Below are 26,369 nucleotides of genomic sequence, written 5' to 3'. Positions count from 1 at the left end.
CGAGTATGCCCGTGCGGGGGACGGTCTGTACAGCGCGAAAACGCCGTTTTCGCGGCTTTGCGGTCGGATTATCGCCCTGCGAATGTGTCGCCGCACTGATACCGAAATGGGGCGGCGTTCACGGGAGTTCCCAGGAGTTCCCAGGAGTTGACTGGAGTTCACCCGCGACGGGGCGCTTCACCAGGAGTGCGTACAGGTGCCGCCGGGCGCGTGGAAGCAGGCGGTGACGGTCTTTCCGTCGGGGCGCGGGTGGGCCTCCCACTCGTCGGCGAGCGCGTCCACGATGGCCATGCCCCGGCCATGGGTGCGCTCCTCGTCGGGCGCCTTCTCGGCGGGCAGCATGTCGGAGGAGTCGCTGACGCTCAGGTGCAGGCAGCAGCCGTCCCAGACCATGACGACCTGGGCCTCGCTGTGCGCGTGCACATGGGCGTTGGTGACGAGTTCGGAGACGGTCAGGACGACGGAGTCCGCCGTGTCGGGCGCCTGCGTGCTCCAGCCGAGCACGTCCAGGTGCTCGCGCGCCCACTCGCGCCCGGCCCTGACGCCGTACGAGACAGGGAACGACCTGGCCCAGCCGACTGCTTTCACGGACATCTCGCACGCTCCCGCACCGAGTCGTTGTGTGCTCGCCGACCGAGCCCCGGCTCCGGTGACGGTCGGGGCCCCCGGCCGCCATGCCGGTGGGGCGATGGGCGGCCGGGCGCGGTCCCCTGCGAGTCCCCTGCGGGGGATGAACGTCCCCTACCCCCGCCCGCGAACGCCATGCCGGGCAGGTGGCGGGAGGCTTCCCGCCCCCGTACCGCTACCCCTTCAGCGCGTAGTCCATCAGCTTCCGCGCGTCCGCCGTGCGGGCCGCCTGCGTCGGGGCGGCGAGCACCGTGCCGATGACGGTCCTCTTGCCGCGGGTGGCCGCGAAGACCAGGCAGAACAGGGACACGGGCCCGGATCCGGTCTTGACCCCGGCGGCGCCGCGATAACTCCCGAGCAGCGTGTCGGTATTGGTCCACGTCATGGTGCGGTGGCCGCCGTTCTTCATCGCGACGCTCTGCCTGACCGACTTCGTCTTCACCACGGCACGGAACGTGGGGTATCGCATCGCGCTGCTCGCGATCCTCGTCAGATCGCGCGGAGTCGAGTAATTCGATCCGTTGCCGACGCCGTCGAACGAGTCGAAGTGGGTGTTCCTCAGACCGATGCCCTTCGCCGTGGAGTTCATCCTCGCGATGAACGACTTCACGCGGGCGGCCCGCGTCCGGCCGCTGCCGAAGGTGTCGGCCAGCGCGTACGCCGCGTCGCAGCCGGACGGCAGCATCATCGCGTACAGCAACTGCCGGACGGTGGGCCGGTCGCCGACGACCAGACCGCCCGACGACGCGCGCTTGGCCACCACGTAGTCGTGGTACGCCTTCTGGACGGTGACCTGCGCGTTCAGGTCGAGGCGTCTGTCGGCCAGCACCACCCGGGCCGTCATGACCTTGCTGGTCGATCCGGTGGCACGGCGGGTGTCCGCGGCCTTCGTGAACAGTGTCCGGCCGGTGCCGTCGTCCATCACGAAGCCGCCCTTGGCGACGATCGCGGGGGCGGCGGTCCGGGACGCCGTCGCCTCGGGCGCCGGGGTCGCTTCGACGCGGGCCGGGACCGCGAGCCCGGTGGACGCCAGAACGGCCCCTGCCGTGAGGGCCGCCACGGACATGCGACGAATGATATTACTGCCGGTTTTCACGACGAATACTCCAACGGTCAACCCTGCGCGGGCGTTCAAGAACGCGACTCGACCAGGGGATGCGCGGGCGGTCCCGATGGATGTACACGCGACGACGAATTCACCCGCACGCCGTACGTCCCGGCGGATCGGCGTAGCACGATCTTCTGATCCGACCATGTGATCCGGCGTCCTGGTCCGGCGTACTGATCCGACCTTCTGATCCGGCGTTCTCGTCGGCGAATCTCGGCCGACCCCGCCGCAATCGCACGGCTCCGGCCCGTTCGGTCCGGGTACGGGGCCGTCGGTCCCGCACGCCGAGCGCCGAAAGCGGGGATGCTGGAGGCAGGGGGACGGAACACGCCAAGGAGGTCCACTCATGACCCGCGCGATCGTCAAGGGCGCCGTCGTCGCGGGGACGGACGGCTCGGCCGAGAGCCTCGCGGCGGCGGACTGGGCCGCGGACGACGCCGTGCGCCGCGGCCTCCCGCTGCGTCTCGTACAGGCGGTCCCGCTGGCGGGTCCCCGTGAGCGCGTGACGCGTCCCGCGTGGTCCGCCCACCCGACCGCGGACGAGATCGGCCGCCGGCATCCGGACCTGTCCGTCACCGTCGACCAGATCGCCGAGCAGGTGCTTCCGGTGCTCTTCTCCGCCGCCGACAGCGCCGACAGCGCCGAGCTGATGGTGCTGGGCACACGAGGCGCGGGGGCGGTGCAGGAGCTTGTGCTCGGCTCGACCGCGCTCACCATCGCGGGCCGGGCACCGGTCCCCGTGGTCCTGGTGAGCGCCGCTTCCGGCACGGGCGCTCCGCCGGGAGCCGACGGCGCCGGTGACGTCGTCCTCGGCCTCGACCTGGCCGCGCCGGACGGCCGACCGGTCGAATTCGCCTTCGACGAAGCCGCCCGGCGCGGCGCGCGGCTGCGCGTCGTCCACGGCTGGAGCGAGCCGCTCCACGACGGCGCCGGTCCCGTTGATCCCGATCAGGCGCTCGCGGCTGCCCTGGGCCCCTGGGCCGAGAAGCACCCCCGTACCCCGGTGGTCACCGAGGCCGTGGTCGCGGGGGCCGCCGCGCGGCTCGCGGCGGCGGCATCGCACGCCGCGCTCCTCGTCCTGGGCCGCCGCCCCCGTACCACCCCGGTCAGCGCGCATCTCGGTTCGACCGCGCACGCCGTTCTCCGCCGGGTGACGCTGCCGGTGGCGATCGTGCCGCACGCCCCGGCGGGCACCTGAGGCGAATCACCGCTCGCCGCCGCGCCTTCCAGGCGGCGGCGAGCGGTGATTCGCCTCGGGCCACCCGGGCAGTTCGGTCACGACCTCCTCGCCCGGGGCCACGGTCACCGTCCGGTCGCCGACGACGAAACGGACGGGCTCCTGGCCGGAGAGCGGGACGGAGATGTGGAGCCGGCCGGAGCGCAGGGTGAGGCCCACGCCCCAGTGGCCCCGGTACCGCAAGGACAGGCGGAAGCGGGACAGTTGCGGCAGCGGCACCGGATCCAGTCGCAGCGCGTCACCCAGTGGTTCCAGGCCGGTCAGGCCCCGCTGGACGAGGTCGAGCGTGCCGGCCATGGCCCCCAGATGGATACCCTCACCGGTCGTGCCGCCCTGCACGTCGGCCACGTCGCCGACGAGCGCCTCGTGCACGTAGGTCCATGCGTCGTCGCGGCGGGAGCGAGCGAGCACCCATCCGTGCACCAGCCCGCTGAGCGTGGAGCCGTGGCTGGTCCTGGCGAGGTAGTGGTCGACGGTCGCCGACCAGGTCGCGTCGTCGAGCCGCTCCCCCAACCGTTCGAAGACAGCGGCCAGTTCGGCGGGCGGGAAGAGGTAGCCGAGCATCAGCACGTCGGCTTGCTTGGACGCCTGGTAGCGGTTGACGCTGTCGCCCTCGGCCTCCAGGACGCGGTCGAGACGGCGGATGTCGCCGTATCTGGCCCGGTAGTCCGCCCAGTCGAGTTCGGCGAGGTCGCCGTAGCCGTCGAACTGACTGATGACGCCTTCGTGGAACGGCACACGCAGGCGTCGTGACACGTCCTCCCACAAGGACAGTTCCGCCGGGTCGAGCCCGATGTGCTCGAACAGTTCGTCCCTGCGGGGAGCCGGCAGGGAGCGGGCCAGTTCAAGCGCGCGGGCCAGCACCCAGGCCGCTGTGACGTTGGTGTAGGCGTTGTCGTCGATGCCGGGGATCTCCGCGTCCGGGTACGCGTCGTGATATTCGTCGGGGCCGACGACCTGACGTATGCGGTAGCGCTCGTACGCCGGGTCCCATGCCGCGGTGTGCGCCCAGAACCTGGCGATCTGCAACAGCATCTCGGCGCCTTCGGTGTGCAGGAACGCGGTGTCGCCGCTGGCCAGGCAGTAGTGCCATATGTTGTACGCCACGGCAGAGCCGACGTGATGCTGCAAGTGGGTGTGGTCCGGCAGCCACCGGCCGGAGACGGGATTCAGGTGCAGCCGCTGCGTTTCCTCGCGTCCGTCACTGCCGCTCTGCCACGGGTACATCGCCCCGGGTCTGCCGATGGCGTCCGCGGCCCGGCAGGCGGCGCCGAGCCTGCGGTGACGGTACATCAGCAGCGCACGGGAGACCTCCGGCAGGTGTACGTCGAGAAAGGGCAGCACAAACAGCTCGTCCCAGAAGACATGCCCTCGGTACGCCTCCCCGTACAGCCCGCGCGCCGGTGTTCCGACGTCCAGGCCCGCCGTGTGGGGCGACAGTGTCTGGAGGACGTGGAACAGGTGCAGGCGCAGCACGTGTCCGGCCTCACCGGCCACCTCGATCTCCGTGCGTTTCCACAGCCGGTCCCACGCGCCCGTGTGCGCGCTGAGCAGGGCGGGGAACGCGGGCGCGCGGGCCACACGGTCCAGGGCGGCCTGCCGGGGACCGCCGATCGCCGGGTCGCGCGAGGTGTGCAGCGCGAGGACCTTTTCGACGGTGATCACCCGCCCGGGGACGACCGGGAGTGTCATCCGGTGGAAGCTGGCCCTTCCGCCGGGCGCGAGCGGCGTCGCCTCGCAAGGGTGCTCCCTGACACGGACGCGGGCGGCCATGGCGACGGCGATGCGGGAGGAGGAGGTACGGCAGGTCAGCCAGACCGTGTCCGTGCCGGTGGTCCCCGTACGGTGGTCGGTGAGGTGAGCACCCGCCAGGTCGCTGTAGCGCTCCACTCCGGTGTTGCGCACGTCGCCGTCGATTCCGGCTTCGATCTCCAGTTCGCCGGACCAGCCGTGGGCGGTGAACCGCGCCCGCTGCGCTGCTAGGTGCGCGTCGCCCATGTGGGTCAGGCGGGTTTCCTCCACCGTCAGCTCGCGCCCCTCGCGGTCGCGCATCCGTGTCCGCCGGTGCAGGACGCCCCGGCGCATGTCGAGGGTCTGTTCGTGGGCCAGCACGGTGCTGGTCTCGGGGCCGAACCATGGACCACCGACCGCGCGTACCCGCAAAGGCAGCCAGTTCGGAAGGTTGACCATGTCCTCGTTGTCGACCTCGCGTCCCGCCACCTCGGACGTCAGACGGTTGTAGCAGCCCGCCGCATATGTGCCGGGGTAGTGCACAGGACCGGCTGCCGCCTCCGCGAACGCCCCCCTTGTCGCGAAGTATCCGTTGCCCAGAGCGCAGAGCACCTCACGCAACCGCTCCCGCGACGGGTCGTAGCCCGCGTAGCGCCAGGTCCACTCGGGCTCCATCGGCGGTCCCTTCCCGTGTCACCCTCCATGGTCGCGGCTCGGGCGGACACCCGCAGCCCGAGCCGGGGCGGGGCCGTGCCCACACGGTCGGAGCGGTAGCGGGACGTCACTGTGGACGGTACGTTGCCTCACTCCGCGCGGCCCCGCCGCCGGGTTCCGGCTCCAGGCCGCTCTCGACGCGCCGTCCCGAGACGGCGCCGGGTCGGATACGCGTCCACACGGGCCGCGGGCCTCCCGCCCAGGGACCCTCGCCCTCTGCGGCCGCGAGGCGCCGTTCGGTCTCCTCGTCCCGCACGCGCTCCGCGGTGCCGGTGATCAGGACGCTCCAGCCCTGGCTGAGACGGTCGTCCACCCTGTCCACCTGGAAGGAGACGGCCTGCCCGCTCTCCGGACAGGCGGCGCTCCCGGGGCTGGTCCGGTAGACGACCGTGCGCGCGTCGACCGTGTAGTTGACCGGGATCACCACGGGCGCGGCGGCTCCGGCCAGCGCGATTCTGCCCACCCCATGCCCGCCGACCAGATCCCAGCACTCCGCCGTGGTCAGGCTCCGAAGAGACGGACGCGGAGCGGGCGCGGCCTGCCCGGGAGGCGGGTGGCTGGGGCCGTGGAGCAGTTCCGGGTAGGACATGCTCAGGGCCGCCGCGACGCGCAACAGCCCGTCGGGATCGAAGTCGGTGTCCTGCCGCAGCAGGTCGTTCAGATAGCGCGGGGCCATACCGGCTCGTCTGGCCACCTGGCCCATGCTCAGCCCGAGTGCGCGCCCGCGCTCGGCCACACGGCCCGCGATACCCGGGTCACCTGGCGACGGTGCGCTCATGCGATGGCTCTTGTGGTGGTTCATGCGCTGCTCCTCCGCCCGCTTCGGCTCCCCCGCACTCCGGTACGGCACCGCACGTGCGGGTCGAACGCGGCAGGCGTCGTCGTGTGGTCGGCCTGGTACGAGCGCGCCATGGGAACCCCGTACAGGTCCGTGATCCGGGCGTTCGGCACGAGGGCACGCCTCCTTGGGTCCGACTCCAGCCTCCCGCGTGTCGAGCGGCGTCGGCAGGGCCGAACGGTCCCGGTCCACGGGCCGGTGGACGGTCGTCCACGACGGCTCCCGCACCGTCGGCTCGGGAAACCGGGCGTTCGGTGCCCGAACGGCCTCGGGGGGAAGGCCGGTTGGCCCGTGGTGGACGTGACCGGGGCTGCCGGACAGTGCGGGTATGAAGAAGCGAATCGTCATCCTGGGAAACGGCAGTACCGGAATCCTGGCGGCCAACAGACTGCGCCGCCGGTACGACGAGAGCGAATTCCAGATCGTCGTGGTCGGGAAATACGACACGCGTGACCACGAGGTCGAACTTCTCATGGCCATCGGTGTCCTCGGCTCGCGCACCCTCCTGCCGCCGGAGGACGGCCGGCTCCGCGCCGGGATCGACTTCCGTCACACGGAGATCGGCAGTGTCGACGTGGCCCGGCGGGAGGTCTGCTGCACCGACGGCTCCTCGATCGGTTACGACGTCCTCGTGGTGGCCACCGGAGCGCGGCCCGTACCGACGCCGGACGGTGTGCTGTACGGCGGCGCCAGGTACGTCGTACGCTCCGCCGGACTCGGCGACGCGTGCGGTCTCGTCCGGGTGGACCCCCGTACCCTCCAGTCCCGCGCCGCTCCCGAGGTGTTCGCCGTCGGCGCCGCGACGGGAACACCCGCCGACACCGGCGCGGGCCCGCACTTCGCGGTCGAACACCTGGTGGCGGGCGTACAGGAGTTCCTCGGCCGCACCGCGGACCAGGCGCCCATGACCCCGCGCCTTCGGGTATCGCGGGACGTCGCGCAGTCCTCCTGAGCGGTCGGACGCCGACGCGGCATGGCCGACTCTCCCGGAGCAGGGCCGATCGGCCCTCGGCTGCGCCCCGGACGGCACCGGCGGGCCGCGCGGCGACCGGCGGACCGTGGAAGGGGCAGCCCACGAGCGGAAGAGCGCGGGCCGTCTCGGATACCGCACGCCGCCGGTACCGGGGCCGCCGGGCGGACCGGTCAGGTATCCGGCCCGTGCCCGCGATGGCCGCGCTGATCCGCACCGATCGATCGAGGTGAGCAGGGTGAAGACCATCCGCGTTCTCGTGGCGTACGGGACCAGGAACGGCTCCACCGCCGAGGTCGCCGAGTGGATCGGCGAGGCGCTGCGCGAGCGCGGTATCGCGGCCGACGTCCGTGCGGCGGGCGGGGTCAGGGACGTCGGCCCCTACGACGCCGTGATCCTCGGCGCGGGGGTGTACGCGGGCCGCTGGCAGCGCGACGCGGTCCGGCTGGCACGTCGGCAGCGGGCGCGGCTCGCCCACAGGCCCGTGTGGCTGTTCAGCAGCGGCCCGCTGGACTCCTCGGCGGCCGCCGGGGATCTGCCCGCGACACCCGCGGTCACCCGGCTCGCCGACCGGATCGACGCCCGCGCGCATGTCACCTTCGGCGGACGGCTGACCGAGGGCGCACGCGGCTTCGTCGCCCGGCAGATCCTCCAGCAGGGACGCGGCGGCGATTTTCGCGACCCGGAGCGGATCCGCGCGTGGGCGCGCTCGGTCGCGGAAGAGCTGCGGGAGGGGGCAGGCACCGTTGTCATCTGACCGCAGGGTGTAGGAGGCCCCGGCGCTCGACCACCGGCCCGGCACCCCAGCCGATACGGTAGGACGCAGGGGCTGATGCTCGGGGTTCGCGGTGCGCGTGGAGGACCGGTGGGAGAGGACGGCGACAGCTCGGGCGGGCGCTTGCCCCGTTTGCAGCTCGATGAGCTGCTGGACGAGTTGCAGGTCCGCATCGGGGCGGTGCGCGGCACGCAGAATCGGGTGCACAGCCTGCTGGAGGCCGTGCTGTCGGTGGGCCGGGAGCTGGACCTCGCACATGTGCTGCGGCGGATCGTGGAGACCGCGGTCGTCCTGGTGGACGCCGAGTACGGCGCGCTGGGCGTGATCGGCGACGACGCGCGGCTCTCGGAGTTCCTGACCGTCGGGGTGTCCGAGGAGGAGGCCCGCGCGATCGGGCCGCTGCCCTCGGGGCACGGTCTGCTCGGCGAGCTGATCCGCCACCCGGAGCCGCTGCGGCTCGCTGAGCTGTCCGATCACCCGGCGTCGTACGGCTTTCCGGCGAACCATCCGCCGATGCGCTCCTTCCTCGGGGTGCCGATCCGGGTGCGCGACGAGGTCTTCGGAAACATCTACCTCACCGAGAAGCGGGGTGGCCGGGAGTTCGACGGCGACGACGAGACGCTGCTGTCGACCCTGGCGGTCGCGGCGGGTGTCGCGATCGAGAACGCGCGGCTGTACAAGACCGCCCGCGAGGGGCAGCGGTGGATGGCGGCCAACGCGGAGATCGTGAGCAAGCTGCTGTCGGGCGCCGGTGAGATGGATGTGCTCGGGCTGATCGTCGAGCACGGCCGGCACATCCTGGCCGCGGACCTGGGCGTGGTGGCGCTGCCCGTCGAGGGGACCACCGACCTCCAGGTGATGATCGCCGTGGGGGTGGACGCCGAGACCCACCGCGGTCTGGTGCTGCCGTGCGAGGGCTCGTTCATGGGCGCCGCGATGGCCGCGGCGCGGCCGATCACCACGGTGGAGATCGCCAAGGACCCGCGGGTGACGTCGGGGCCGCCGCGCTGGAACGGCCTGGGGCCGACGATCGCCGTGCCGATGATGGCGGGCGGCGCGGTGCGCGGTGTGCTGCTGCTCGCCCGCGAGCTGGGTTCTGTCCCCTTCACCGAGGCGGAGTCCTCGCCGCTGCTGAGCTTCGCCGGGCAGGCCGCGCTGGCGCTGGAGCTGGCCGAGCGGCGGCGCGGCGCCGAGCAGCTCGCGCTGCTGGAGGACCGCGACCGGATCGCCCGTGACCTGCACGACCTGGCCATCCAGCGGCTGTTCGCCACGGGGATGACCTTGCAGAGCGCGGTGCGCTTCGTCCAGCATCCGGAGGCGAGCGAGCGGCTGCTGCGCGCGGTGGACGACCTGGACGAGACCATCAAGATCATTCGCTCGACGATCTTCGGGCTGCGCTCGCACGACCGGGAGCGGACCGCGCGCGGCCTTCGGATACGTGCCTCGATGGCGGTCGAGGACGCGGTCCCGACGCTCGGCTTCACCCCCGCCCTGCGGATGGAGGGGCTGATCGACACCGATGTGCCCACGCCGGTCGCGGAGGAGACCGTCGCCGTCCTGGTCGAAGCCCTCTCCAACGTCGGGCGGCACGCCCGGGCGACCTCCGCCGAGGTCTCCCTGGTCGTCGCCTCCGGGACCCTGACCGTCACGGTCGACGACGACGGCGTGGGCGCCCCTTCCGGCGGGCACCGCAGCGGGCTGCGCAATCTGGAGGAGCGGGCCGCGCGGCTCGGGGGCCAACTGTCCCTCTCCGCCAGCCCCCGCGGCGGCACCCGCCTGGTCTGGCGGGTGCCGGCCGCCCCGCCCTCGGCGGGGCCCAAGGCGTAGCCGGGCGCCGCGCGCGTCAACGACCCTCCGGGTCAATACACCTAGAGCGTGTGCGTTCCGGCATCGGTGACGTCGGCGACGGGGCGCCGGGGTGTGGCCGGGCCCTCCGGTCCGTAGCCGAGGCGGATCAGCATCTGTACGTGTTCCATGCCGCCGCGCGGGTCGCGCAGCAGCCACCGCAGGTCGTCCCACTCCAGCGCCTGATGGAGCAGTGACGCGCGGACAGTGTGAGCGGTCGCGACGAGCAGGACGTGCTCCAGCGCCTGACCGGCGCGCAGCCAGTCGGCGGGGCGGTCGTGGCAGGTGGACAGGACCGCGATCACCGGGTGCCGCTCGAAGGCCGCGGAAGGCTGGTAGTTCTCCGGGCGCAGCGCGGAGAAGTCCCGAAGCGGCAGTCGGCCCGCGCTGTCCTGGGGGCCGAGCGCCCGGCCCGGCAGGCCGTCCGCGCTCCCCTCGCGGATCCAGCTCCGGCTCTCGGCCCGGCGGTCGGAATCGCTCATGCCGCGCCGCTCGGCCTCCGTGGTGAACTCCAGCAGGCGGGCCGTCTCCTCCGCGGCGGGCCGTACCAGCCGGGCGCCCTCGGCGTCCGCGGCCTCGGCCAGTTCGGTCAGCACCTGGGCGGGAAGCGCCTGCTCGGAGAACGGCAGACGGCTGCTGTGCCGCCGCCAGATCGCGTCGTACAGGTCCTGCCGGTCGCGGCGGGCACCGGTCGGCAGCGGTCCGGCCAGGCGTACGGAGGCCAGCAGGTCGGGCTCGGCGGGGTCGGGCAGCAGCCGCGGCACCGGGTCCCAGCCGAAGTGGGCGACCGCGACCCGGAGGTTGAACAGGGCGGCGCCGACCGACAGGTGGACGGCGCGTCCCATCGGGTCCACGTGCCGCAGCCCGCGGTCGACGGCCGCCCGTACCTCCAGCGTGCTGGTGTCGGGGTCGAGCCGGAACCGCCACGGCTGAGTGTTGTGGATCGAAGGCGCCGCGCCCGCCGCGGAGATCAGCTTCTCCAGGGTCTCCGCGTCCAGTGGTGCGGTCCGCATCGTGTTCTCCTCCCGGCCGTCCTGCTTCCAGGCTGACGGAGCACGACGGGCGGCGGGAGGGGCCGTTTGGTGCCCGGCCGGAGGGCCGGTCGGCCCCGTGTTCAGCGGCGGCCGTGCTCCGGCCCGGAGTGCTGGGCGGTGTCGTGCGTGGCCATGACGGCCGCCTGGATGCGGCGCTCCACGCCGAGCTTGGCCAGCAGCCGCGAGACGTTGTTCTTGACCGTCTTCTCCGACAGGTACAGGCGCTTGCCGATCTGGCCGTTGGTGAGTCCCTCACCGACGAGTTGGAGGATCTCGCGCTCGCGCGGTGACAGCGAGGCGAGCGCCTCGACCTCGGGTTCCGCCGTCGCTGTCGGGCCGCCGCCGCGCAGATTGCTCATCAGCCGGGAGGTGGTGGCCGGGTCGAGCATCGACTGCCCCGAGGCGACGGTCCGCACGGCGGCGACCAGGTCGGAGCCCTTGATCTGCTTGAGCACATAGCCCGCCGCGCCCGCCATGATCGCGTCGAGCAGCGCGTCGTCGTCGTCGAAGGACGTCAGCATCAAGCAGGCGAGACCGGGCATCCGCGACCGCAGCTCGCGGCAGACGGTGATGCCGTCGCCGTCGGGCAGCCGGACGTCCAGGACGGCGACGTCCGGCCGCAGGGCCGGTCCGCGGGCCTCGGCCTGTGCGGCGGTCGCGGCCTCGCCGACCACCTCGATGTCGGGTTCCGAGTCGAGCAGGTCGTGGACGCCGCGCCGGACGACCTCGTGGTCGTCCAGCAGGAAGACCCTGATCGGCGCCTGCGGTGAGAACTGCCGTACTTCGGTCATGTGCGCCGATCCTTCGCCCTGTCGTGTGCCGCGCCCGGTCCTCCGATCATGAACGGTCGTACGGACCCGTTGCTAGGGCCGAACGGTCCCTTGGCCGGTATCGGACGTCGGGGCAGAGTCTGGAGCGCAGTTGTCGCCCATCGCGGGCCCACGGCCGGGAGGCCGCTCAGCCTGCTTCGCTTCCGCGTTCTCCGCGGCTCACGGGCTGCTCACCGCTCGAGCAGTCTGGCCCGGGTGCTCTGCAACCGGTGGGCGACGACCTCGCCGACCTTCATCGCCAGGGCTCGTCCGAACACCGGGTCCGCTTCGGCCAGCGCCCGTACCACGGTGGCGTCGAACTCCTGTGCCCGCACGGGGCTTTGGGCCTGGGCGCCCATCTGCCAGACGTACGGCGGGAACAGCCAGGACCAGCCGAGCAGGTCTCCGGGGCCCAGCATCTCCACCTCGGGGGCCGGGCGCCCGGGCCGCCGGAGGTCGAGGGTGACGGCGCCGGTGCGCACGACCCAGAACCGGTCGGCCCGCTCGCCCTCCTCGTAGATCCGGGTGCCCGCGGGGAACGACACCTCTCGGGCAAGGCTCTCCAGCCGCTGCCGTCCGGGGGACGGGAGCGAGCTGAACAGGCCAGTGGTAGCGGTTCTCATCACCGTGCCCCTTCCGGTCGCTTCGCTTCGGCGAGGGAGTCGTCGAAGCGTGAGGTGAGTCTGTTGACGACGCCGACGACCCCGTCGATCCGTCCGGTCATCCAGCCGGCCACCGGCACCTGGTCCGCCCGCTCCAGCCGGCCCTCCAGGGTGACCACGCCGCCGGAGACCGTGACCCCCACCGCGTCCGACGGCGCCCAGAAGGTCTTGACGAAGACCTCGTCGATCACCTCGGCGCGGATCTCGTCGTCCGGGCGGAGGAAGACCCGCAGCAGGTCGCGCCGGGTCACGATGCCGACCAGGCGGCTCTCCTCGTCGAGGACGGGCAGCCGCTCCACCCCGTGCTCCAGCATGGTGCGCGCGGCGCCGACGACCGACTCGTACGCCTGGACGGTGACGGCCGGGGCCGACATCAGCTCACCCGCGGTGCGGGCGCGGGCCTTGGCCGCCTTCCGGTACGCGGCACGGTTCAAGGACATGCGCCGCGCGGGGACGTTCCACGCCTGCTCCGCCTGGCGGAACATCAGGTCGGTCGCGGAGATCACCCCGATCACCTTCTCGTCGTCGTCCACCACCGGCACACCGCTCACCCGGTGCTTCCCGAGCAGCCCGGCGATGTCCTTGAACGGTGTCGCGGGGCGGACGCTGACGACGTCACTCGTCATCACGATCCCGACCTCACGCTGCTTCATGACCCACTCCTCCGCGGACGCGCTCGCCTGCCGCCCCTCTCCCTTCACGGTGCGGCGCGCGCACTCCGTGTTCCAGGGCCACAAGGGGTGGCCGCCCCGGCCGACCGGCCCTCGCGAGGTCCCGGCGCCGGGGCCGGTGGGCCGGCTCGCGCCGCCGCCCGGTTCCGCTCCACGTCGGCCAGGTACCGGCACGGAGCCCGCGGCGAAGCCTCCCGTTCATATGTATAACCAGGAGAATGGAGAGATAAAGGGTAAAACAGTGAGATCTCGGGACGTCCGGTCGATGTGCGGGCCGGTTCGGCCTCGGCGGCGAGAAGGGAACGGCCATGGCGTGCGGAAGCCTGCGGGTGTATCTCGGGGCGGCCCCAGGGGTGGGCAAGACGTACGCGATGCTCGGCGAGGGCCACCTGCGTGCCGACCAGGGCACCGACGTGGTCATCGCCTTCGTGGAGGACTACGGCAGGCCGCTGACCCACCGGATGGCGGAGGGCCTGGAGCAGGTGCCGCGCCGGACCGTCGGATACCGCGACTGCGCCTTCACGGAGATGGACCTCGACGCCGTCCTCGCCCGCCGCCCGCAACTCGCGCTGGTCGACGAGATGGCCCACACCAACATCCCCGGCGCACGGAACAAGAAGCGCTGGCAGGACGTCCACGAATTGCTCGACGCGGGCATCAACGTGATCTCCACCGTCAACATCCAGCATCTCGAATCGCTCAACGACGTGGTGGAGCACATCACCGGGGCCAAACAGCGCGAGACCGTTCCGGACGACGTGGTCCGCGGCGCGGACCAGATCGAGCTCGTGGACATGTCCGCCGAGGCGCTGAGGCAGCGGATGGCCGACGGCGACATCTATCCGCCGGAGCGGGCCGAGCTGGCACTTGTCAACTACTTCCGCGCCGGAAACCTCACCGCCCTGCGCGAGATCGCCCTGCTGTGGGCAGCCGACCGGGTCGAGGAGGCTCTTCAGCGCTACCGCGAGGGCCACGGCATCCAGCAGCCCTGGTCCGCGCGCGAGCGGGTGCTGGTCGCCCTCTCCGGCGGCGCGGAGGGCGACACCCTCATCCGGCGCGCCAAGCGCACCGCGTCCCGCGGCGCGGGAGGCGAATTCCTCGCCGTCCACGTCGAGCCCGACGACGCGTCGACGTCCCCTTCCGCTTACCTGCCGGCCGAACAGCGCGCGCTGGTGGAAGAGCTCGGCGGCACGTACCACACGCTCACCAGCGGCGACCCGGCCCGCGCCGTCCTCGACTTCGCCCGGCGGGTCAGCGCCAGCCAGATCCTGATCGGCGCCACCCGGCGCACCCGCCTCCAGAGGCTGTTCAGCCGGGGTGTCGGCGAGATCATCGTCGAGGGCTCGGGCGACGACATCGACGTATGCGTCGTCACCCATTCCCGTGCCGCCCACGGCCGACTGCTCCGCGGCCACCAGGCCAGGCAGGACGGCTGAGTCACGCGCGGCGCTCCGCCCGACGGGGCGTCGGCACCACGCGGCCGGGGCGGTTGCTCCGTGAGCGATACGGAAGGCGTCTCCGCCCGGATCGCGCCACACGCCTCGGGCGGTTACCCCGGCCGACCGGCACCTCATGGCAGACTCGCGCGAGGAACGCCGTGTCCCGACCCGGGGGCGCTGGCCCGAACGGCCCCCGATCACTGCCCGGTCGGCTCTGTCGGACCGCGGGCGAGACCTCCGAGTCTGGGACGACGACTTCGACTCCGCGGAGGAAGACATGTCTCAGGCACCCCCGGCCCAGCCGGGCAGCGCTCTTGACGACACCGAACTGGCCGCCCTGGTCGCCCACTGGAAGGCGGCCAACTACCTGTCCGTCGGCCAGATCTACCTGCTCGCCAATCCCCTGCTCGAGGAGCCGCTACGCCCCGAGCACATCAAGCCGCGGCTGCTCGGCCACTGGGGGACCTCCCCCGGCCTCAACCTCGTGCACACCCACCTCAACCGGGTGATCAGGACCCGCGGGCTGGACGCGCTCTGCGTGTGGGGCCCCGGACACGGCGGCCCCGCGGTGGTGGCCAACTCCTGGCTCGACGGCAGTTACTCCGCGACCTATCCCGACATCGGGCGGGACGCGGACGGCATGGCCCGGCTGTTCCGGCAGTTCTCCTTCCCCGGCGGCATCCCCAGCCACGTCGCGCCCGAGACGCCCGGCTCGATCCACGAGGGCGGCGAGCTGGGATATTCGCTGTCCCACGCGTACGGCGCGGCCTTCGACAACCCGGACCTGCTGGTGGCGTGCGTCGTGGGCGACGGCGAGGCGGAGACCGGTCCGCTGGCCACCTCCTGGCACTCCAACAAATTCCTCGACCCGGTGCACGACGGCGCCGTCCTGCCGATCCTGCACCTCAACGGCTACAAGATCGCCAACCCGGCGGTGCTGGCCCGGCTCCCCGAGCACGAGCTGGACGAACTGCTGCGCGGCTACGGCCACGACCCGATCCACGTGACGGGCGACGACCCGCACGACGTGCACCGGGCGATGGCCGCGGCCATGGACACCGCGCTGGACCGTATCGCCGCCATCCAGGACGCGGCGCGTGCGGGCGACGACGGCGAGCGGGCCCGGTGGCCGATGATCGTGCTCCGTACGCCGAAGGGCTGGACGGGACCCGCCGAGGTCGACGGGCTGCCGGTGGAGGGCACCTGGCGGGCGCACCAGGTGCCGCTGGCCGGGGTCCGTGACAACCCGGAGCACCTGCGCCAGTTGGAGCAGTGGCTGCGCTCGTACCGCCCCGAGGAGCTCTTCGACCGGGACGGCCGCCCGAGCGCCCAGGTGCTGAGCTGCACGCCGGACGGCGAGCGGCGGCTGGGTCTGAACCCGCACGCCAACGGCGGTCTGCTCCGGCGCGACCTGCCGGTGCCGCCGCTGGAGGACTTCGCGGTGGCGGTCGACAAGCCGGGGGTGAATCTGCACGAGCCCACGCGGGTGCTCGGCGGGCTGCTCAAGCAGATCATGGCCGACACCGCGGAGCACCGGGACTTCCGGCTGGTCGGCCCGGACGAGACCGCCTCCAACCGGCTCGAAGCCGTCTACGACGTGAGCGGGAAGGCGTGGGAGGCCGAGGTACTCGACACCGACGAGCACCTGGAGCGCGGCGGCCGGGTGATGGAGATCCTGTCCGAGCACACCTGCCAAGGGTGGCTGGAGGGCTATCTCCTGACGGGCCGTCACGGCCTGTTCTCGTGCTACGAGGCGTTCGTGCACATCGTCGACTCGATGGCCAACCAGCACATCAAGTGGCTGCGCACCTCACGGCCGCTGCCGTGGCGGCGGCCCATCGCGTCGCTCAACTACCTGCTGACGTCGCATGTCTGGCGGCAGGACCACAACGGCTTCTCGCACCAGGACCCCGGCTTCGTGGACCACGTCCTCAACAAGTCCCCCGAGGTCGTGCGGGTCTATCTGCCGCCGGACGCCAACACCCTGCTGTCGGTGGCCGATCACGTGCTGCGTTCCAAGGACTACGTGAACGTCGTGGTCGCCGGGAAGCAGCCCTGCTTCGACTGGCTCGATCTGGAGGCCGCCCGCGCGCACTGCGCACGCGGCGCCGGCATCTGGGAATGGGCGAGCTCCGAGGACGGCGCGGAACCCGATGTGGTCCTGGCCTGCGCCGGTGACGTCCCCACGCAGGAGACCATCGCCGCCGTGTCCCTGCTGCGCGAGCACCTTCCCGACCTGTCGGTACGGGTCGTCAACGTGGTCGATCTGGCGCGGCTGCTACCCAAGGACGAACACCCGCACGGCATGCCCGACGCCGAGTACGACGCGCTGTTCACCCCCGACAAGCCGGTGATCTTCGCGTACCACGGCTACCCGTGGCTCATCCACCGGCTCACCTACCGCCGCACCGGCCACGCCCATATGCATGTGCGCGGCTACAAGGAGAACGGCACGACCACCACGCCGTTCGACATGGTGGTCCGCAACGACCTCGACCGCTACCGGCTGGTCATGGACGTCATCGACCGCGTTCCCGGCCTCGCGGTGGCGGCGGCGCCCGTCCGTCAGAAGATGGAGGACACCCGGCTGCGCCACCACGACTGGATCCGCGAACACGGGGTCGACCTCCCCGAGGTCGCCGACTGGTCCTGGACCGGCTGAGGGCCGGGAACGATTAGAGGTGGGAACGGCGGGCCTTCCGGATTCCGGGAGGCCCGCCGTCGCCGCGCGGGGCTCGCGGTCAAGGGGCGGCCGGTGCCGCGAGGCCGTGGTCCTTCGGGGTGCTCGGGCCGGTGAGGGAGGTCGCGAGGGTGGCGGCGGCGATGGTCACCAGGGCGCCGAGCATGAGGGCCGCGGCCTCACCGGGTTCGAGCAGGCGCAGTTGGGTGCCCAGGGTCGCGGCGGCCACCGGGACGCCGAGCTGGGCGGAGGCGAGGACGCCCACGGCGAAGGGCTGGCCGGTGACCCGCAGCGCGGCGTGCACCGCGACCGCGCCCAGCCCGAGCGCCACGCCGAGCACCGCGAAGGAGGGGTGACCGGCCAGGGCGCGCAGATCGAGGGACGCCCCCAGCCACAGGAAGAACAGCGGGCCGAGGAAGCCCTCGGTCAGGGCGAAGAGCTGTTTCGCCAGGCGGCGGGGTTCGCCGATCGCGGAGACGACCAGGCCGAAGGAGAAGCCCGCCAGCATGATCGAGACATGGGTCCGCACGGCGAGCGCGGCCAGTGCGAACAGGATGACCAGGCTGATCCGCAGTTCCAGGGCGAAGCGCCGCTCCTCGGAGAGCCGGTGCATTCTGCGCCGCAGGCCGTCGCGCTCGAACCGGCGCAGGACCAGGAACAGCGCCGCCGCGCAGGCGATGACCGCGCACGCGCCGAGCGCCGCGCGGGCGGCGTGGCGCGGGTCGATCACCAGGGGCAGGGCGACGATGCAGGCCGTGTCGGCGACCGCGACCTGGGGCAGCATGCGCAGGATCTGCGGGCCGCCGAGCGACAGCGAGTCGACGATCGGCAGGATCAGCGCGGCGGACGACGACGCCATCAGCACCGTATAGAGAGCGGTGTGCCCGGTGTCGAAGCCCCGCGCCAGGAGGAATGCGGGGACCGCCGCCAGGACGCCGACGGCCAGGGCGCGCCCGGCCCCGCTGCCCAGTCCCGCGCGCAACTGCGGGTCACGCACCGGTACCCGTGCGCCGGCGACGAACATGATCAGGGCGAAGCCGATGTCCGCGAGGAAGGCGAACGTCGGATCGTCGGCGTGCAGGTAGCCGATCACGGTGGGTCCGAGCAGGACACCGGCGGCCAGCTCGCCCAGGACGACGGGCAGGTGCCACTGTTTCGGCAGGGCCAGCAGCGGGCCCAGCAGGGCGGCCAGGGACAGGACGGCCAGCGTCGCGAAGCTCACAGGCGGGGTCTCCTGGCAGACGGAAGGACCGGCGGGTCACTCACCGTACTGGCGGGACCGTGGCCGGGCCAGCACCGTCGGTCACACGCTGTGGTGGCCCCAGCGCGAGTCGGCGTCCGTCCACTCGGCGTCCCAGCGGGCACACCGGCGGTGGTCGAGGAGTTTGGTGGTGATCCCGCAGCCGATCAGGACGCCGACGCAGATGGCGAAGGCCGCTCCCGCGCCGATCACATCGGCCTGGAATTCCCCGGAGGAGGGGGACAGCGGCTGCGCGACCTCGACACCCTGGCTGTTGGTCCACACCGGAACGACGGCGCCGCGGGAGGTGCCGGGACTGGCGGTGACAATGCCGGTGAGCACGGTGCCGTCGGGCGCCTTCCACTGCGCCGGTACGTCCACCCGGGACAGCCGGTAGCCGTCCGGGGCCTTCTGGGTCAGGACCGCGCTGGTGCTGTGCCGGTCGAGACGCTGCTGCGCGTACTCGCGCTCGAGACCGTGCGCGGTCGAGACTCCGACCAGCACCGCTACCACCAGCGCGGCCAGGGCCGCCGCGAGGAAGGCCCACGCCTCCACGGCGTACGAACGTCGGCGCAGCGGATTCTTCCGCAGACGCCACAGCCAGATTCCGCGTTCCATGGTCGGTCCCTCCTCGTCGAGCGACACGACGGGGGCCGACTGACCCCGTGTCTCCACGCTCCCGCCTCCCGCGCCGTCTGCGGAGGGCCGAACGGCCCTGTCGGGTGGGTGGACCGGACCGCGTGGGACGCCGCCGGGCTCCGCGGCCGGACCGCATGAGTGCTTCGCCCACCCGTCACCGAAACGGAGCAGGCATGAGCACACGGTGAGTGGTCGCGCGATGGCCGGACGGGTGAGGTCTGTCGGGGCGCCGGAAGGTATCAGCGGCGGACGGTGGCCGCCGGGCCCGCCGTGGGACGCCTGCCGCCTCGAAGCCTCGACGCCTCGGCACGTGACGCCTCGGGGCTCTCGGCCCAACCGGGCCGCCGGGCAGAGCCGTTCGGCCCTGCGGGTCGGGCCGTGAGCCCCCAGCGCGCGGCCAACACCGCGCGGCACAGTGGTGTCTGACCGAACGTCAACCCCCATTGAACTGGGAGCCGTCATGGCAGTCCACGACCACACCCGGCAGCACGCAGGGTTCCGCCTCCCCGCTCGGAACAAGGCGTCCGCCGACCGCGGCGGCGACGCGACGGCCGTCGGCACCGACTCCGTGCTCGTCGCCAAGTCGCTCGCCACCGTACGGATCGCGACCGGTTTCGTCTTCCTGTGGGCCTTCCTCGACAAGACCTTCGGCTGGCACTACGCGACCGGCTCCGGCAAGGGCTGGATCGACGGCGGGTCGCCCACCAAGGGGTTCCTGTCGGGTGTCTCCGCCGGTCCGCTGGAGTCGTTCTTCCACGACATCGCGGGCAAGGGCTGGACCGACTGGCTGTTCATGCTCGGCCTGCTCGGCATCGGCGTCGCCCTCATGAGCGGCGTCGCCCTGCGTCTGACCGCCGCCGCGGGCACCGTCTTGATGGCCATGATGTGGGCCGCCGAATGGCCGCCCGCGCAGCACCTGTCCACCGGCGCGCCGAGCATGTCCTCCAACCCGTTCGTGGACTACCACCTCATCTACGCCCTGGCGATGATCCTCTTCGCCTTCGCCGCGGCGGGCACCACCTGGGGGCTCGGCCGGGCCTGGGCCCGCGTCCCCCTCGTCGCCCGCCACCGCTGGCTCGTGTGAGCCCCGCACCACCCGCGCCTGACGGGGCACCGCCACCACGGCGGTGCCCCGTCGCACGCGTGCGCGCCCTCGATGTCCGTCGTGGGCGCCGTCAGCGGGCGACAGCGTTCGTGAGCGGTCGGTCAGTGGCCGGTCAGCGGCCGGTCAGCGGCCGTCGTCAGCGCGAGGCCCGGCGGAGCCGCTGTAGGCGCCGCAGGCGGCGGAGCCTGGCCAGGAGCGTGCGGTGCCGTGCGGTCGGCACGTTCTTCGCGGGGGACGGCCGAGGGTCCGCGGGGGGTGGCTGGGGATTCGCGGGCCGGGTGGAGGTTCGGCGGTCCGCGGTGGACGGCCGGGAGGTCGCGGGCGGCACGGGCGGGCCGGGCGGCGCCGGCGCGCCGGGCGGCGTCGGACCATCGGGCCGCGGGCCGGCGTCCTGGGCCGGGTAGAGGCCCTCCTCCGGGTAGCGGGCGGTGGCGATGGCGTCGACGATCTGGTCGTCGGTGAAGGCGGCGCCGCCGAGGACGTGCGGGAGGAAGCCGATGAGGACGCCGTCGCGCGTCACCACCGCGTCCAGCCCGGCGGCTCCGCCGAGGTTCCACTGGGCCTCGCTGCCGTCCCCCAGCGCCACGCCGATGCCGAATTCGTAGACGCCCGCGTCGGCTCGGTGGGCCATGACGCCTCGTGCGCGCAGGGCGGTCACCATGCGCTCGATGCGTTCAGGATCCATGGCAGAAGTCCTTCTTTCCGTCGCCTCTCCCCCGTGCCGCCGCGTGGGTGCGGCCTTCGGTCAGGTGGTGTGGCCCGCTCCGCGGGCGGCAGGGGGCCGGGCCGGCGGGTGCGGGTGGCGCCGGGTCAGCCCGGCGATGTCCTCGGCGGTGACCACGCCGACGACGCGGTTGTCGTGCAGAACGAGAACGGGGCTGCCCGAGGTGGTGGCGAGACGGTCGAAGACGTCGGTGACCCGGTCGTCGGGGTCGACCAGCAGGCAGCGGTCCAACGGCAATGCGACGTCCCGTACCCGGGTGTCCCGCCTGCGCACCGCCGGGACGGACAGGAGCGCGGACGCGGTGACGACGCCGCTGGGCCGGCCGTCGAGGTCGGTCAGCGGAATCACCGTACGGACGCCGACGCCGGAGGCCGAGGTGGCCAGGAATTCGTCCACGGTGTGCCAGTCCTGGCCCGCGACCGCCGGGTGCATCGCCTGGGTGACACGGACGCCGCGCAGGGTCTCGTACAGCACCGAGCGGCGGACCTCCGCGTAGGCGGTGAAGGAGATGAAGGCGCCGAGCAGGACCAGCCACAGCCCCACGGCCTGGCCCATGAGGACTTCGAGCCAGCCGCCGGCGAGCAGCGCGACGCCGAACACCTGGCCGCAGCGCCCGGAGATCCTGGCCGCGCGCTCGCGGTCGCCGCGGATCCGCCAGATCACCGCTTGCAGGACCCGGCCGCCGTCGAGCGGGGCGGCGGGCAGCAGGTTGAAGACGCCGAGGAGTCCGTTGGCCCACGCGACCCAGGCGAGTACGGCCGCGGCCACGGCCCAGTGCAGCGTGTCGTCGACCGCCACGGCGGCGGTCAGGAACAGCCCGCCGAGCACCAGGTTGGTCAACGGCCCGATCGCCGCCACCCAGCCCTCGTCGCGGGGCGTGGTCGCCGACCCCATCCGGGTGACGCCGCCGAGCGCGAAGACCGTCACGTCCTTGACCTCGATCTTCGCGCGGCGCGCCGCCAGGGCGTGGGCCGCCTCGTGCGCGACCAGGCTCACGGCGAGGGCCAGGGCGCCGATCAGCGCCCCGGTGCGGTAGGCGGCCGCGGAGTGGCCCGGCGCCCAGGCGGACAGCACGCCGCCGCCCAGGGCGACGCTGACGAAGAGGATCAGCAGGGGCGCGCTCCAGTGCATCCGCAGCGGCACACCGGCGATCCGGCCCAACCGCACCGATCCGTTCATCGCACCCTCCAGCCCCCGCCCACCGCGCACCGCGCAAATCGCGACAAAAGCCGCCCTCCCCTCCATGGTCCTCCCCCGCGCCCCGGACCGTGCGGCCCGGCCGACTCCGGGGCGGGATCTTGACGTCTCCCATGCACCGCCGCCCCCGTCCCCCGAGGCGCCCGACGAACGGAGGCCGGGGCGCCCAGGGCGGGATTTCTTCTGCCCAACGCCTTGACGCCGCCACAGTGAGCGCTAACAATAACGGCCAAGCGATAGAGGGTCAGACCCCCGCGTGACGCGCTCTCGCGCTCTGCGTCCAGGCCGAGCCGCCACGGACGGGCCCGGGAGTCGGTAGCGCGTCGGCGGGGCGAACGGCCCTCCGGTATCCCGCCGCCGCCAGGGACGGCGCGGGCCAGGACCGTTCACGCACGGTCGGCGCGCCTCGGCGTGCCGGACCCGCCGCGTGCCGCCTTCGCGTTGCCGCAGCACTGGACCATGTCGCGTTGTTAGCGATCACAATTCAAGCTCACCGCAACCGTCACGGAGACGCCGTGCGGCCAGGTGCGATGCGCCGCCGCCCGCTGCCGGGCGGCGGTCCCCCCACTCACATCGAGGAGGACATTCATGTCCCTGACCGCAACGAATCCCTTAGCGGGCCGCTTCAGGAAATGGGCGCTCTGCCTCGCCGCCGCGGCGACCCTCGTCGCGGGTCTCCTGCTCGGCGGCACGGGCACCTCCCACGCGGCGGGTTCGCTCCCCTGCGACGCGTACAGCGCGGGCGGCACCCCCTGTGTGGCCGCCCACAGCACCACACGGGCGCTGTACTCCACGTACAACGGCTCGCTTTACCAGGTCAGGCGCGCCTCCGACAACGCCACACAGAACATCGGCGTGCTGAGCACGGGCGGATACGCCAACGCCGCCGCACAGGACTCGTTCTGCTCCGGGACGACCTGCGTGATCACGGTCATCTACGACCAGTCGGGACGCGGCAACAACCTCACCCAGGCGCCCGGCGGCGGGGCCGCGGGCGGACCCGACAATCTGGCGAACGCGACCGCGGCGCCGACCACGGTGGGCGGCCACAAGGCGTACGGCGTCTACGTGGCGCCCGGCACCGGCTACCGCAACGACCACACCAGCGGGATCGCGACCGGCGACCAGCCGGAGGGGATGTACGCGATCCTCGACGGCACGCACTACAACGGCGGCTGCTGCTTCGACTACGGCAACGCCGAGACCAGTAACAACGACACCGGCAACGGCCACATGGAGGCCATCTACTTCGGGAACATCAAGGTCTGGGGCTACGGCGCGGGCAACGGCCCCTGGGTCATGGCCGACCTGGAGAACGGCCTGTTCTCCGGCGTGAACCAGCACTACAACGCCAACGACCCGACGGTGAATTTCCGCTACCTGACCGCCATGGTCAAGGGCGGCCCGAACCAGTGGGCGATCCGCGGCGGCAACGCGCAGTCGGGCGGCCTGTCGACGTACTACAGCGGCGTCCGCCCCAACGTCTCGGGCTACAACCCGATGCACAAGGAGGGCGCGATCATCCTCGGCATCGGCGGCGACAACAGCAAGGGCTCCGCCGGTACGTTCTACGAGGGCGTGATGACGTCCGGCTACCCCTCCGACGCCACCGAGAACGCGGTGCAGACCAACATCGCCTCCGTCGGGTACACGACCCAGTCGTCGGGCTCCGGTTCGCTGACCCCCGGCTCGCGGATCTCGCTGCGGGCCACGACCGCGTGCTGCACCACCGACTACATCCGGCACGACGACAGCGACGCCAATGTGGTCATCTCCCCGGTGTCCGCGTCCAGTTCGGCGACCGACAAGGCCGACGCGACCTGGATCGTACGGGCGGGTCTGGCCAACAGCGCCTGCCTCTCCTTCGAGTCCGCCAACACCTCGGGGCAGTACCTGCGCCACTCCAACTTCCAGCTCAAGCTCAATGCCAATGACGGTGGTTCCCTCTACGCCCAGGACGCCACCTTCTGCCCGCAGCCGGGCAACAACGGCCAGGGCAACACCTTCCAGTCCGTCAACTACACCGACAAGGACATCCGCCACTACAACAACACCGTCTACATCGGCGGCAACGGGGGCTCCAACGCCTGGGACAGCGCCACGTCCTGGAGCGACGACACGAGCTGGGTCGTCTCCCAGCCCTGGGGCTGAACCGTCCGACGTTACGGGCCGCGCCGCCACCCGGCGACGCGGCCCTCCCCGTCCGCCACCGCCTCTCCTTCCGTCTCCGTCTCCGCTTCCGTCGCTGTCTCCGCCTCCGTCCCCGTCTGCTGGGGGCCGGCCGCCCGGCGGGCGCGGGTCTGCTGGATCTCGCAGCCGATGAGGGGGCCGCCGAAGAAGACGAAGCCGACGCCGATCAGCCAGCACTGCACCATCAAGACGGTGCCGACCGAGCCGTAGGTGACGGCGTTGGTGACGATGAGCGGCGAGAAGACCAGCCAGGAGAAGCCCCGCAGGCCGACGAGGCCCGCCATGGTGAGGACGGCGCCGGGCAGGGCCGCGCGCCAGGTGATGAGGCCGCCGAGGAGGAAGCGCTGGCCCCACCAGAAGAAGAGGACGCCGAAGACGAGGGTGAGGGTGATGCGCACCACGGCCTGCCGCCAGCCGTGGCTGAGGAAAGCGCCGCTCTGGGCCTCGGCGAAGAGATACGCCGTCAGGCCCGCGAGCCACACCGCGCGCCGCCACACGCTGTGCCAGGGGCTGGCGGGCAGCTCCCAGACCTTGCGGTAGCCGGTCTCGACGCTGGCCGCGAAGGACAGTCCGAAGATCGCGAGCGAGGCCAGGCTGAGCGCGCTGGTGGTGCTCAACACCCGCCGTGGTGTGGCGAACAGGCGCTGCACGGACTCGGCCGGGTGCGGGGACAGGCCCATGCCGTCGACCACCCACTGGGCGAAGCCGGTGCGTTGGAAGGGCGCCGCCGCGGCGACCACGATCAGCAGCGGCATCAACGTGACCAGGCCGAGCGCGGCGAAGCCCATCGAGCGTTGCAGCAGCTCCAGTTCGGCGCCCTTGCGCCACACGCGTCCGGCCGCCGAGCCTTCCCAGACCCGGCGCAGATCCACCATCGTCCCCCTCCTCAGCCGGAGTTCAGCCCTGTGCGGTCGTTGTCACCGTTCCCCGTACGCCGTCTTCGTCGCTCCTGTGTTCGGCGTATGCCCCCGCGCACGGCCGGCTATCCGGGATGGGCCAGGTCTCCGCGACGCGGCACGGGAGTACGGGGACAAGGGAATACGCATCGTCACCGCCGCCCGTGGGAGACTGCACGGTCGATCAGGAGGGGTGGGGCATGCACACGGAACGCGGATTTCCGGACCGCGAGCGGCTGGAAGGGGTGGCACGGGCCGCCCTCGGACCCGGCCGCCGCATCGCACGGGTCGACCGACTGCGCGGCGGCAGCAAGAAGGGCGTCTACCGGCTGACGCTCGACGACGACTCGACCGTCATCGTCTACATCTGGGACGACACCGAGGACTACTGGCCGAGCGACGGCACGGACGCTGACCACACCGACCCGTTCTCGCACGCCTCCGGCATCGACCTCTTCGAGGCCGCGCACGGGCGCCTTCACGCCCTCGGCGTCCGCTCACCGCGGATCCGTCTGACCGATACCAGCAAGGCGCACTACCCCGCCGACATCGCGGTGGTCGAGGACGTGCGGGGCCCGACCCTTGAGGAGATGCTGCGCGCCGACCCCCGGAGCGCGGCCCCGGTCATGGACCGCCTCGCCGAAGCGCTCGGCCTGATGGCGGACCACACCGCTCCGGGCTTCGGCAAGGTCGCACTGGTCGACAACGGCGGTGTGTCGAAAGGCGGTTCGTGCGAGGGGGCCGTCCTGGACCCCGCCCTCGACGACCTGTACGAGGCCGCCCGGCGCGACACCCGTATCGCCGTCGTCCGCGACCGGCTGGAGGACGTCGTGCGGACGGCGTACGCCGCGGTGCCCGCGCGCGAGCGGTTCGCCGTCGTGCACGGCGAACTCGGTCCCGACCACGTACTCGTGGACGCCCGAGGCAGGCCGGTCCTGATCGACGTCGAGGGGCTGATGTACTTCGACGTCGAGTGGGAGCACGCCTTCCTGCGCATCCGCTTCGGCGACCACTACGCCCGGCTGCTGCCCGGCCGAGGTCCGGACCGGGGCGGGGCGGAATTGGACGGGCGGCGGCTGCGGTTTTACGCGCTCGCCATGCGGCTGTCGCTCGTCGCCGGGCCGCTGCGCCTGCTCGACGGCGACTTCCCCGACCGCGACTTCATGCTGGGCGTCGTCGAGCACAACCTCCGGCAGTCGTTGGCGTTTCTGGAACCCGACCGGACCCGGTCGCCCTGA

General features: G+C 72.3%; 22 protein-coding genes. 9 read left to right on the top strand and 13 right to left on the bottom strand.

Annotated features, from left to right (window positions below; genetic code table 11):
• Positions 1 to 177: 177 nt before the first annotated feature.
• Both ACFZAM_RS35115 and ACFZAM_RS35110 read right to left on the bottom strand, forming a co-directional pair.
• Positions 178 to 594: an ATP-binding protein gene (locus ACFZAM_RS35115; RefSeq protein WP_355349754.1), complete on the bottom strand. Its 417-nt coding sequence runs from the start codon at positions 592 to 594 to the stop codon at positions 178 to 180.
• A 208-nt stretch (positions 595 to 802) separates the two neighbouring features.
• Entirely contained in the window at positions 803 to 1,693 is an 891-nt protein-coding gene (locus ACFZAM_RS35110; RefSeq protein ID WP_391052153.1) for a serine hydrolase, read from the bottom strand.
• Between the two features lie 388 nt (positions 1,694 to 2,081).
• Between ACFZAM_RS35110 and ACFZAM_RS35105 the strand changes: the two genes are divergently transcribed.
• The gene (locus ACFZAM_RS35105) at positions 2,082 to 2,933 is read left to right on the top strand and encodes a universal stress protein (RefSeq protein WP_391052151.1); all 852 of its coding nucleotides are present in this window, start codon (positions 2,082 to 2,084) and stop codon (positions 2,931 to 2,933) included.
• Positions 2,934 to 2,939: 6 nt separating this feature from the next.
• On the opposite strand, the gene ACFZAM_RS35100 is transcribed toward ACFZAM_RS35105, so the two are convergent.
• The gene (locus ACFZAM_RS35100; RefSeq protein ID WP_391052148.1) at positions 2,940 to 5,378 is read right to left on the bottom strand and encodes a glycosyl hydrolase family 65 protein; all 2,439 of its coding nucleotides are present in this window, start codon (positions 5,376 to 5,378) and stop codon (positions 2,940 to 2,942) included.
• A gap of 106 nt (positions 5,379 to 5,484) precedes the next feature.
• Positions 5,485 to 6,219 carry a pyridoxamine 5'-phosphate oxidase family protein gene (locus ACFZAM_RS35095; protein ID WP_391052146.1) on the bottom strand — a complete coding sequence of 245 codons (735 nt, stop codon included), beginning with the start codon at positions 6,217 to 6,219 and terminating at the stop codon, positions 5,485 to 5,487.
• Positions 6,220 to 6,583: 364 nt separating this feature from the next.
• Between ACFZAM_RS35095 and ACFZAM_RS35090 the strand changes: the two genes are divergently transcribed.
• The 3 genes from ACFZAM_RS35090 to ACFZAM_RS35080 all read left to right on the top strand — a co-directional run bounded on the left by ACFZAM_RS35090 (position 6,584) and on the right by ACFZAM_RS35080 (position 9,827).
• Positions 6,584 to 7,207, top strand: coding sequence for an FAD-dependent oxidoreductase (locus tag ACFZAM_RS35090; RefSeq protein WP_391052144.1), 624 nt, complete (start codon positions 6,584 to 6,586; stop codon positions 7,205 to 7,207).
• Between the two features lie 256 nt (positions 7,208 to 7,463).
• Positions 7,464 to 7,982: a flavodoxin domain-containing protein gene (locus ACFZAM_RS35085; RefSeq protein WP_391052141.1), complete on the top strand. Its 519-nt coding sequence runs from the start codon at positions 7,464 to 7,466 to the stop codon at positions 7,980 to 7,982.
• Between the two features lie 141 nt (positions 7,983 to 8,123).
• The gene (locus ACFZAM_RS35080) at positions 8,124 to 9,827 is read left to right on the top strand and encodes a GAF domain-containing protein (RefSeq protein ID WP_391052200.1); all 1,704 of its coding nucleotides are present in this window, start codon (positions 8,124 to 8,126) and stop codon (positions 9,825 to 9,827) included.
• Positions 9,828 to 9,868: 41 nt separating this feature from the next.
• On the opposite strand, the gene ACFZAM_RS35075 is transcribed toward ACFZAM_RS35080, so the two are convergent.
• The 4 genes from ACFZAM_RS35075 to ACFZAM_RS35060 all read right to left on the bottom strand — a co-directional run bounded on the left by ACFZAM_RS35075 (position 9,869) and on the right by ACFZAM_RS35060 (position 13,003).
• Complete coding sequence (locus ACFZAM_RS35075; protein ID WP_391052138.1) at positions 9,869 to 10,858, bottom strand: Acg family FMN-binding oxidoreductase; 990 nt, start codon at positions 10,856 to 10,858, stop codon at positions 9,869 to 9,871.
• Positions 10,859 to 10,959: 101 nt separating this feature from the next.
• On the bottom strand, positions 10,960 to 11,670 hold the full coding sequence (locus ACFZAM_RS35070; RefSeq protein WP_355347438.1) for a response regulator transcription factor: 711 nt from the start codon (positions 11,668 to 11,670) through the stop codon (positions 10,960 to 10,962).
• A 209-nt stretch (positions 11,671 to 11,879) separates the two neighbouring features.
• Positions 11,880 to 12,311 carry a cyclic nucleotide-binding domain-containing protein gene (locus ACFZAM_RS35065; RefSeq protein WP_355347441.1) on the bottom strand — a complete coding sequence of 144 codons (432 nt, stop codon included), beginning with the start codon at positions 12,309 to 12,311 and terminating at the stop codon, positions 11,880 to 11,882.
• Positions 12,311 to 13,003, bottom strand: coding sequence for a CBS domain-containing protein (locus ACFZAM_RS35060; protein WP_355347444.1), 693 nt, complete (start codon positions 13,001 to 13,003; stop codon positions 12,311 to 12,313). Before ACFZAM_RS35060 ends, ACFZAM_RS35065 begins: the two co-directional genes overlap by 1 nt.
• A gap of 326 nt (positions 13,004 to 13,329) precedes the next feature.
• Between ACFZAM_RS35060 and ACFZAM_RS35055 the strand changes: the two genes are divergently transcribed.
• Complete coding sequence (locus ACFZAM_RS35055; RefSeq protein WP_391052135.1) at positions 13,330 to 14,457, top strand: universal stress protein; 1,128 nt, start codon at positions 13,330 to 13,332, stop codon at positions 14,455 to 14,457.
• A 280-nt stretch (positions 14,458 to 14,737) separates the two neighbouring features.
• The gene (locus ACFZAM_RS35050) at positions 14,738 to 17,122 is read left to right on the top strand and encodes a phosphoketolase family protein (RefSeq protein ID WP_355347450.1); all 2,385 of its coding nucleotides are present in this window, start codon (positions 14,738 to 14,740) and stop codon (positions 17,120 to 17,122) included.
• A gap of 79 nt (positions 17,123 to 17,201) precedes the next feature.
• Here the strand turns inward: ACFZAM_RS35050 and ACFZAM_RS35045 are convergent, their stop codons facing one another.
• Together ACFZAM_RS35045 and ACFZAM_RS35040 are read right to left on the bottom strand one after the other, a co-directional pair.
• On the bottom strand, positions 17,202 to 18,362 hold the full coding sequence (locus ACFZAM_RS35045) for a cation:proton antiporter (RefSeq protein WP_355347453.1): 1,161 nt from the start codon (positions 18,360 to 18,362) through the stop codon (positions 17,202 to 17,204).
• Between the two features lie 81 nt (positions 18,363 to 18,443).
• A complete protein-coding gene (locus ACFZAM_RS35040; RefSeq protein ID WP_391052131.1) occupies positions 18,444 to 18,998 on the bottom strand; it encodes a hypothetical protein in 555 nt (184 codons plus the stop codon).
• A 481-nt stretch (positions 18,999 to 19,479) separates the two neighbouring features.
• On the opposite strand from ACFZAM_RS35040, the gene ACFZAM_RS35035 reads away from it, so the two are divergent.
• Entirely contained in the window at positions 19,480 to 20,103 is a 624-nt protein-coding gene (locus ACFZAM_RS35035; protein WP_391052128.1) for a hypothetical protein, read from the top strand.
• A gap of 157 nt (positions 20,104 to 20,260) precedes the next feature.
• Here ACFZAM_RS35035 and ACFZAM_RS35030 read toward each other — a convergent pair whose 3' ends face one another.
• Entirely contained in the window at positions 20,261 to 20,809 is a 549-nt protein-coding gene (locus tag ACFZAM_RS35030) for a hypothetical protein (protein ID WP_391052125.1), read from the bottom strand.
• A 60-nt stretch (positions 20,810 to 20,869) separates the two neighbouring features.
• Entirely contained in the window at positions 20,870 to 22,027 is a 1,158-nt protein-coding gene (locus ACFZAM_RS35025) for a site-2 protease family protein (protein WP_391052122.1), read from the bottom strand.
• A gap of 606 nt (positions 22,028 to 22,633) precedes the next feature.
• On the opposite strand from ACFZAM_RS35025, the gene ACFZAM_RS35020 reads away from it, so the two are divergent.
• Positions 22,634 to 24,196, top strand: a complete 1,563-nt coding sequence (locus tag ACFZAM_RS35020) for an arabinofuranosidase catalytic domain-containing protein (RefSeq protein ID WP_391052118.1) — start codon at positions 22,634 to 22,636, stop codon at positions 24,194 to 24,196.
• Between the two features lie 11 nt (positions 24,197 to 24,207).
• Here the strand turns inward: ACFZAM_RS35020 and ACFZAM_RS35015 are convergent, their stop codons facing one another.
• The gene (locus ACFZAM_RS35015; RefSeq protein ID WP_391052115.1) at positions 24,208 to 25,110 is read right to left on the bottom strand and encodes a ribonuclease BN; all 903 of its coding nucleotides are present in this window, start codon (positions 25,108 to 25,110) and stop codon (positions 24,208 to 24,210) included.
• A gap of 221 nt (positions 25,111 to 25,331) precedes the next feature.
• Here ACFZAM_RS35015 and ACFZAM_RS35010 point away from each other — a divergent pair, with 221 nt between their 5' ends.
• On the top strand, positions 25,332 to 26,369 hold the full coding sequence (locus ACFZAM_RS35010) for a phosphotransferase (protein WP_391052113.1): 1,038 nt from the start codon (positions 25,332 to 25,334) through the stop codon (positions 26,367 to 26,369).

This window comes from Streptomyces sp. NPDC008079 (assembly GCF_042957385.1).
Lineage (GTDB): Bacteria > Actinomycetota > Actinomycetes > Streptomycetales > Streptomycetaceae > Actinacidiphila.
This window is presented reverse-complemented; position numbering and strand designations above follow the sequence as displayed.

Excerpts from the sequence above, each read along its gene's own strand:
- ACFZAM_RS35115 (WP_355349754.1), bottom strand. The coding sequence starts at position 594 with ATGTCCGTGAAAGCAGTCGGCTGGGCCAGGTCGTTCCCTGTCTCGTAC.
- ACFZAM_RS35110 (WP_391052153.1), bottom strand. The coding sequence starts at position 1,693 with ATGTCCGTGGCGGCCCTCACGGCAGGGGCCGTTCTGGCGTCCACCGGG.
- ACFZAM_RS35105 (WP_391052151.1), top strand. The coding sequence starts at position 2,082 with ATGACCCGCGCGATCGTCAAGGGCGCCGTCGTCGCGGGGACGGACGGC.
- ACFZAM_RS35100 (WP_391052148.1), bottom strand. The coding sequence starts at position 5,378 with ATGGAGCCCGAGTGGACCTGGCGCTACGCGGGCTACGACCCGTCGCGG.
- ACFZAM_RS35095 (WP_391052146.1), bottom strand. The coding sequence starts at position 6,219 with ATGAACCACCACAAGAGCCATCGCATGAGCGCACCGTCGCCAGGTGAC.
- ACFZAM_RS35090 (WP_391052144.1), top strand. The coding sequence starts at position 6,584 with ATGAAGAAGCGAATCGTCATCCTGGGAAACGGCAGTACCGGAATCCTG.
- ACFZAM_RS35075 (WP_391052138.1), bottom strand. The coding sequence starts at position 10,858 with ATGCGGACCGCACCACTGGACGCGGAGACCCTGGAGAAGCTGATCTCC.
- ACFZAM_RS35070 (WP_355347438.1), bottom strand. The coding sequence starts at position 11,670 with ATGACCGAAGTACGGCAGTTCTCACCGCAGGCGCCGATCAGGGTCTTC.
- ACFZAM_RS35065 (WP_355347441.1), bottom strand. The coding sequence starts at position 12,311 with ATGAGAACCGCTACCACTGGCCTGTTCAGCTCGCTCCCGTCCCCCGGA.
- ACFZAM_RS35060 (WP_355347444.1), bottom strand. The coding sequence starts at position 13,003 with ATGAAGCAGCGTGAGGTCGGGATCGTGATGACGAGTGACGTCGTCAGC.
- ACFZAM_RS35055 (WP_391052135.1), top strand. The coding sequence starts at position 13,330 with ATGGCGTGCGGAAGCCTGCGGGTGTATCTCGGGGCGGCCCCAGGGGTG.
- ACFZAM_RS35050 (WP_355347450.1), top strand. The coding sequence starts at position 14,738 with ATGTCTCAGGCACCCCCGGCCCAGCCGGGCAGCGCTCTTGACGACACC.
- ACFZAM_RS35040 (WP_391052131.1), bottom strand. The coding sequence starts at position 18,998 with ATGGAACGCGGAATCTGGCTGTGGCGTCTGCGGAAGAATCCGCTGCGC.
- ACFZAM_RS35035 (WP_391052128.1), top strand. The coding sequence starts at position 19,480 with ATGGCAGTCCACGACCACACCCGGCAGCACGCAGGGTTCCGCCTCCCC.
- ACFZAM_RS35030 (WP_391052125.1), bottom strand. The coding sequence starts at position 20,809 with ATGGATCCTGAACGCATCGAGCGCATGGTGACCGCCCTGCGCGCACGA.
- ACFZAM_RS35025 (WP_391052122.1), bottom strand. The coding sequence starts at position 22,027 with ATGAACGGATCGGTGCGGTTGGGCCGGATCGCCGGTGTGCCGCTGCGG.
- ACFZAM_RS35020 (WP_391052118.1), top strand. The coding sequence starts at position 22,634 with ATGTCCCTGACCGCAACGAATCCCTTAGCGGGCCGCTTCAGGAAATGG.
- ACFZAM_RS35015 (WP_391052115.1), bottom strand. The coding sequence starts at position 25,110 with ATGGTGGATCTGCGCCGGGTCTGGGAAGGCTCGGCGGCCGGACGCGTG.
- ACFZAM_RS35010 (WP_391052113.1), top strand. The coding sequence starts at position 25,332 with ATGCACACGGAACGCGGATTTCCGGACCGCGAGCGGCTGGAAGGGGTG.